The sequence below is a fragment of the Frankia torreyi genome, assembly GCF_000948395.1.
GTDB classification, from domain to species: domain Bacteria; phylum Actinomycetota; class Actinomycetes; order Frankiales; family Frankiaceae; genus Frankia; species Frankia torreyi.
Genome location: NZ_JYFN01000048.1, coordinates 47,504 through 53,839, shown reverse-complemented (window position 1 = coordinate 53,839; position 6,336 = coordinate 47,504). Strand labels below are relative to the sequence as shown.

At 70.7% G+C, this 6,336-nt stretch carries 7 protein-coding genes and 1 pseudogene; 4 read left to right on the top strand and 4 right to left on the bottom strand.

What is annotated here, in order from left to right; all coding sequences use genetic code 11:
- Positions 1 to 156 (top strand): annotated as a pseudogene (locus FF36_RS38840) (HNH endonuclease); the annotation flags it as partial.
- Between the two features lies 1 nt (position 157).
- A partial coding sequence (locus tag FF36_RS38835) for an HNH endonuclease (protein ID WP_242422776.1) occupies positions 158 to 1,504 on the top strand: 1,347 nt, incomplete at its 5' end.
- 652 nt (positions 1,505 to 2,156) lie between these two features.
- On the opposite strand, the gene FF36_RS23440 is transcribed toward FF36_RS38835, so the two are convergent.
- The 3 genes from FF36_RS23440 to FF36_RS23430 form a co-directional block, all read right to left on the bottom strand.
- The gene (locus tag FF36_RS23440; protein WP_242422779.1) at positions 2,157 to 2,453 is read right to left on the bottom strand and encodes a hypothetical protein; all 297 of its coding nucleotides are present in this window, start codon (positions 2,451 to 2,453) and stop codon (positions 2,157 to 2,159) included.
- Between the two features lie 68 nt (positions 2,454 to 2,521).
- Positions 2,522 to 3,025: a hypothetical protein gene (locus tag FF36_RS23435; protein WP_044887306.1), complete on the bottom strand. Its 504-nt coding sequence runs from the start codon at positions 3,023 to 3,025 to the stop codon at positions 2,522 to 2,524.
- Complete coding sequence (locus tag FF36_RS23430; protein ID WP_044887305.1) at positions 3,022 to 3,240, bottom strand: hypothetical protein; 219 nt, start codon at positions 3,238 to 3,240, stop codon at positions 3,022 to 3,024. The genes FF36_RS23435 and FF36_RS23430 overlap by 4 nt, the downstream gene beginning before the upstream one ends.
- 192 nt (positions 3,241 to 3,432) lie before the next feature.
- On the opposite strand from FF36_RS23430, the gene FF36_RS23425 reads away from it, so the two are divergent.
- Positions 3,433 to 4,224, top strand: coding sequence for a GntR family transcriptional regulator (locus FF36_RS23425; RefSeq protein WP_044887304.1), 792 nt, complete (start codon positions 3,433 to 3,435; stop codon positions 4,222 to 4,224).
- On the top strand, positions 4,221 to 4,880 hold the full coding sequence (locus tag FF36_RS23420; protein ID WP_044887303.1) for a YdcF family protein: 660 nt from the start codon (positions 4,221 to 4,223) through the stop codon (positions 4,878 to 4,880). Before FF36_RS23425 ends, FF36_RS23420 begins: the two co-directional genes overlap by 4 nt.
- Positions 4,881 to 5,912: 1,032 nt before the next feature.
- Here the strand turns inward: FF36_RS23420 and FF36_RS23415 are convergent.
- On the bottom strand, positions 5,913 to 6,206 hold the full coding sequence (locus FF36_RS23415) for a hypothetical protein (protein WP_044887320.1): 294 nt from the start codon (positions 6,204 to 6,206) through the stop codon (positions 5,913 to 5,915).
- Positions 6,207 to 6,336 lie beyond the last annotated feature (130 nt).

The following is a 6,336-nucleotide window of genomic DNA, read 5'->3' as shown; positions in this document are numbered from 1 at the left end:
CTCGTGCGCGCACTGGCTGTCGTGGCGGTGCGGGATCGGCCTGCGGACCGCGCGGGAGCATGTGGCGACCGGGCATGCGTTGGAGCGTCTGCCCGCGATCCGCGCCGCGTTCGCCGCGGGCACCCTGTCGTATGCGAAGGTCCGGGCGGTGACGCGNATCGCGGAGGAGGAATCCGAGCGGGTGTGGTTGACCCATGCCCGGTACTGCACCGCCGGGCAGATCGAGCGGCTGGTCCGGTGTGCCCGGCAGGCCCGCGGGCAGGAGCGGACCCGCCGGTCGGCGCCGCGGCTGGCGTGGCAGTACGACGACGACGGCATGCTCCGGGTGAGCGCGGTTCTTTCTCCGGACGACGGTGCTCGGCTGCTCGCGGCGTTGGACGCGGCCCGGGCGAGCCTGGACACCACCAGCCCCCTCGACACCGCCGGTGCTGCCCAGGCCGGTGATGCCGGCGCCGGTGCGGTGCCCGGAGACGGGGAGAGCGTGGTCCGGGCGCGGGATCGTCAGCGGGACGCCGAGGCGCTGGTCGCGTTGGCCGACGGGTTCCTCGACCGGCAGGCCCCCGGGCTGATGGCCCCCGAACACACCCTGACCGTCCACCTGACCACGACCCTGCCCGACACGACCGACACGACCGACAGCCCCGACACGACCGACAGCCCCGACACGACCGACAGCAGAGACACGGCCAGCGGCGGCGAGGACAGCACCACAGGGCCGGTGGGCAGGGCGCGGATCGGGATCGGGGCGTGGGCGCAGATCGACGGGGGGATCGGGCTGTCCCGGCAGGTCGTGGCACGCCTGGGCTGTGACGGGTTCCTGCGCGGCCTGGTCACCGACCCCGACGGCAATCCGCTGTACCTGGGCCGGCGGCAGCGTCACCCCGGCCAGAGGCTGCGTGACGCCGTCTACGCCCGCGACCACGGCCGCTGCCAGTACCCCGGCTGCGGGCACACCCGCTTCCTGCAGATCCACCACCTCACCGAGTGGGGTTGGGGCGGTGATACCGACATCGACCGCCTCACACTTCGGTTGAGGCACCACCATTCGATCATGTTCCCCATCGGGGTGGAGGCCCCAGCAACCGCCGAAGATCCATCTTCTGTTGATCCGTCAGACGCGGCGCACGCGCCAGCAGTCGCGCCACATGATCCGCAATCGATGATCTTTCCGCGGGAGGCTGCCCGCCCGCCCGCCCGTCCGCGGGCACCGGCGATCCTTCCGGCTGCACCCTCGTCGGCGCCGCATCCGGCACGGCGCCATCCGGGTCGGCCGGGCCGCCGTCCGGTTCATCGTCGAACGGCAGGAACCTCTCCCCGCCGAGCCTCGGCTCACCGCCAGGGCCGGTCATGCCGTCACGTCGCGCTTGCATCAGGGGAACACCGCTTCCAGGCGGACCCCACCGACCGACGGCACGAGACCGACGGGCGCAGGGGTCGACGGGAACAGGACGGCAGTCACCGACGCGCCCCGAGCCCGACCCGGACCGTCACCGCGGCCCCATGAGGTAGCCCGTCCACCTGGCGTCACAGCACACACGAACCGCGGCAGGACGATCAACGCCCCATCCGCACCTCTCCCAACGACCGAGATCGAACGCATGTTCCCATCGGGTGGGGTGGGATCGACGGCCGGCACCCCCCGGGCCCGTTCACATGATCGGCGAAGAATGCGGCAGCGCACAGGAATACCCCCGGGGGTCAGGAAGGGGAAAAGCGGAAACCGGAATGGTTCCCGCTCCACCTACCCTGCCGCCGCGCATACCGGTGTGGAACGGTGCAGATTCGGTTATTCCACGGAATTTCTCCGGCGTAGACGCGGAGTCCACGCCGCGTCAGCCCGGAGCCGACCCGGAGTGGACGGCCCGGAGTGCCCGCGGAGCAGACCCGGAGCCGACCCGGAGAACCCCCGGGCGCACCCCGCCCGTCCCGCCGTCACCCCACCGTGCTCGAGAAACAGGCGTTCGTCTGGGCACGAGTGCGGCCCCGGACCGGTGGCGAGGGGGCGCCTACCGGTCCGGGGCCGACTTCCGTGACCGGCCGGCGTGCCGGTCACGAGGGGGGAGAGGGCCCCGCCGCGTGGACGAGACGCACGGGGCCCTCTCCCTGGTGACAGGGAGGCGTGACCCCTCACCCGTCACCGGCTCACACTGCCGCGATCACTCCTGCGAAGGTCTCCCGCGTTCACCCATCCGACGGAGGAACTCCACTTCACTGCGGAACGTCGCGGTATCGACGGTCAGCCCCGGAAGCTGCAGCCGGATATCGGCCAACAACCGGTGCAGATCCTGGTTTTCCAACGCATGCGCCATCAGATACAACGTCGCGTCCGCGAGCGGATGCGACCGGTTCACCGCCGCCGACCGGGCCAGCAGCTCCAACACCCGACCGACCACCGCCTCCACCATGTCCCGGTCGGCGTCGGGTAGCTCCCCGGCGATCCGCGCCGACAGCACCAGCCCCAACCGCCTCACCAACGACGGCACACCCACCGGCCCGCCACCGGGCTGGCCGCCGGACGCGGTCACGACCGCCGCTCCAGACCGAGGACCTGCCGGCGGCTCTTCCACTGCTCGTAGCGGTCCGCCGCCATGACCTCCCACACCCGCCGGGACACCCACACATCCCCCGAGTCCCACACCAGCACCTCATGCGCCACCAGCCGCCGCCCCTGAAACGTCGCATCCAACCCGTCCAACGACCCGCCGCACAGCACCAGCCCCCGCCGGGCCGAGCGCACCGCGAGGCGCAGGCCCACCACCATCGCCAACCGCGACGCGACCAGATCCCGACTGCCACGGTGCACGACCACCGCCATCACCCCCGGCCGCCCGGCCGCACCGAACGCGGCCTCCACCAGCACCCCCGCCGCCACCGTCCAGAAATCCGCTTCTATCCTTGGCCGCCGGGCCTGCCCGTCCCACGCCGGTTCCGCGCAGACCAGCAGCCCATCGACGTCGGGTAACACCACCTCCGGCAACCACCGGTAGCGGACATCGTCCGGGCCGTCGCCCTCGAGCAGGCTCACAGCGCCGGCACCCCCTCCACGTCGGTCACGCACAACATCGGCGCCACCAGCCAGTCCCCGTAACACCGCTCCCGCGCATGACGCTGCGCCGCCGCCGGCGAATCAAACGGACCGATCAGCCCCTCCAACCGCCGCCCCGCACCGAACGTCGCCAACCCCCACCGCACAACCGACCCCACCGGCACGCCGTCACCCGACCCCCCGAACCCGGCCACCGCTTCACCCCCGGCCCTTGTTCCGCACCCGGCCACAACCAGCCCCCTTCCGAGGAGACGACGACAGGAGTCGGCCACCTTCCGCCCAGCGGCGGCAGCACCAGGGGAACCAACCTTCCTAGGTAGGCACCAAGCGTCCCCCACCTTCCTAGGTAGGTCAAGACCTTCCTAGGAAGCATCTACACTCAACCGATGAGCAGTAAGCGTGGGGCTTCTGACCTGATCTGGGCCGATCTCCGCGAGCAGATCGCCTCCGGACGCCTCGCCCCGGGAACCGCGCTTCCCTCGACCGCCGAACTCGCCAGGCACTACGGCGTTGCGTCGGAGACCGCACGGCTCGCCGTCACCCGCCTCAAGGAAGAAGGTCTGGTCAGCGGCCGCGCAGGAGCCGGGGTCTACGTCCGATCCCGGCCACCCTTGCGCCGGCTCGGGATCGACCGCTACGACAAGGCGAAATGGCGCGGCGCCGACCTGGTCGCGTTCGCCGCCGACCGGGTCGCCTCCGGCCGGACCTGGGAACCCGGCGACCAGACGCAGACGGTCCGCCGGATTCCCGCCGCACCCGACGTCGCCACCGCACTCGCCGTGGACCAGGGCACCGACGTCTACGAACGCGCCCGCCTGATCCGCGAACACGACCAGCCCACGCACACACTGACCAGCTACTACCGACCCGAACACGTCGAAGGCACCCGCCTGACCGACGACAGCGCCGGCCCCGCCGGCCCCGGCGGCGGATTCCGAGTCCTGACCGACCAGGGCCTCGAACCCGCCTGGATCAACGAAGAGCTACAGGCACGGATGCCGACCCCCGAGGAAGTGGCAACCTTGCAGCTCCCACCCGGCGAACCTGTCGTCGAGCTGCATCGGACGACCTTCACCGCCGAGGACACGCCCGTCGAATACGCCATCGGCGTGCACCCGGCATCACGGTTCGCCTGGTCCTACCGGTTCCAGATCCCCAACTCCGCAGACCGCCCGTGACCGCCGCCCGACTACCGTCCGCGCTACGCATCCCAGTCGACGTGCTCTGGAACTACCACGACCTGCACCACGACCCACGCCCCACCGACGTCGGAATAGGTCTGGGCAGCCATGATCTCAGCGTCGCCACCTGCACCGCCGCCCTCTACCACCGCGGCATGTTCCCCCGGATCGTGTTCACCGGCGCGAACGCACCCACGACCATCGCCACGTTCCCCCGCGGCGAAGCCGTGCACTACCGCGAACACGCACTCACCCTCGACGTCCCCGACGCCGCCATCCTCGTCGAACCGACCGCCCGCAACACCGGCGAGAACATCACCCGCACCCGCGAACTGCTCACCGCCCACGGCCTCACACCCAGGTCCGTCACCCTGATCTCACGGCCCTACCAGCAGCGCCGCGCCTACGCCACCTGCCGCAAACTGTGGCCCGACGTCGACGTGCAGTGCGCATCCCAACCCCTGAGCCTCGACGACTACCTCGCCAGCATCGGCGATACCGACCGGGTCGTGTCCATGCTCGTCGGCGACACCCAACGCATCTGGCTCTACGCCGAACGCGGCTACGCCATCCCCCAACCAGTCCCCGACGAGGTCCGGGACGCCTACCGCGACCTCGTCGCCGCCGGATACACCAGCCGCCTGATCACCTGACGCCCACAAAGATAGACGATCCGCAATCGAAGGATCGCCGAAAGTAGCTATCGCGAACTTTCTTTATGGTTTCAAGGGCGGCCCTTCGGGCCGCCGGGTGGGCCGCGCCGCACACGCCACGCCGCCACACCCGCCACGCCCGCGGGACTCGCCGCACTCCGACGGGGCCCCGCCTCCCTCCGGTCGGCACCCCGCCGGAGCGTCGGCCCCACGGGAGTGTCGGAGTGTCGACGCGTCGGAGCGTCACAGCCCACCCCACGACAACCGCAGCACCAGCCCCGCAAGCCACGCCCAGGACCAGACCTTTCAGCCTGGCGGACAACGGCACCAGCCCCACCGGGAACGCCGGTCACCGGCAGTCGGTTTCCCCCTTTCCCGCCGGCGCCGGATCGTTTAACGGACTGGCGGACACGTCAAGGGCGCTACGCGTCGCAAGCGATCATCCTTCGGATGACCCTTGACCCGCCCACCACTCCGCTAAGGCAAGGCGCTGTCAGGAAAGGACGAAAAAACGGAGGGGCCGACAACACCCGCTGTTCTTCGTCTGCGCTGGCCGCCCCCCGACCCGACCGGCACCGCGAACCCCGCCGAGGCACCGGACACCCCGCGCCCCCCGACCCGACCGGCACCGCGAACCCCGCCGAGGCACCGGACACCCCGCGCCCCCCGACGTCCCCGCGGACGGCTATTCTTCCTGGTCAGACGGCATCGATCCGAGCGCCGGCCGCGTGACCTCACCGGAACACCCATTCCTTAACGTTTCGTCACATCGTTGCGTATCGCGTGTAGTGAAACGTAAGTGACGATTCAGGGTGGACGGGCAGCGGGTTTCCGGTGCCCCCAGACGCTTCCGGCCGCCCGAGCCCCACGGGCGCACCGCTTCCGACGAGGATCGCCGCCCCCGACGACCCGGCACGGCCAGACGACGAGCCCGCCCCTGTCGGAGCACCCACGACGCCGCCACCGGGCCCGGACACGACGACGGCCGGTAACCCCTACAGGGTTACCGGCCGCCCGAAGCGCCGTTGGCGTCTACCTGTTCTGCTGCTTCCCACCCGGCCAGCCGTTGACGTGCGAGGCATACCACTGGCTTGCCATCGTCGCCGACACCGTCACCGAGTCCCACCACCGCGCCGCCACGTCATACGGCATGTCCGACGCCACACTCACCCGCACCCCCGCCGGAAGGATCAACGTCGGCCGCAGCACCGAGAACCTCGGACCCCCCGCAGGAAGATACACATCCGCCCGTTCCCCGGGATGCGCCTGAAGATCCACACCCACCGTTGACCGGCCACCCCCACCGATCCGCACCTCTGGCATCATGCTCACGGGTTCCTCTCCTGTTCGCTCAGGATGGGGATCAAGGCCCGGGACCGGTGCTCGTAACACCGTCCCGGGCCGCCTATTCCTTGCCAATCCCGCACGGTCCATTGCCCGCGGGGATGTCATGGGC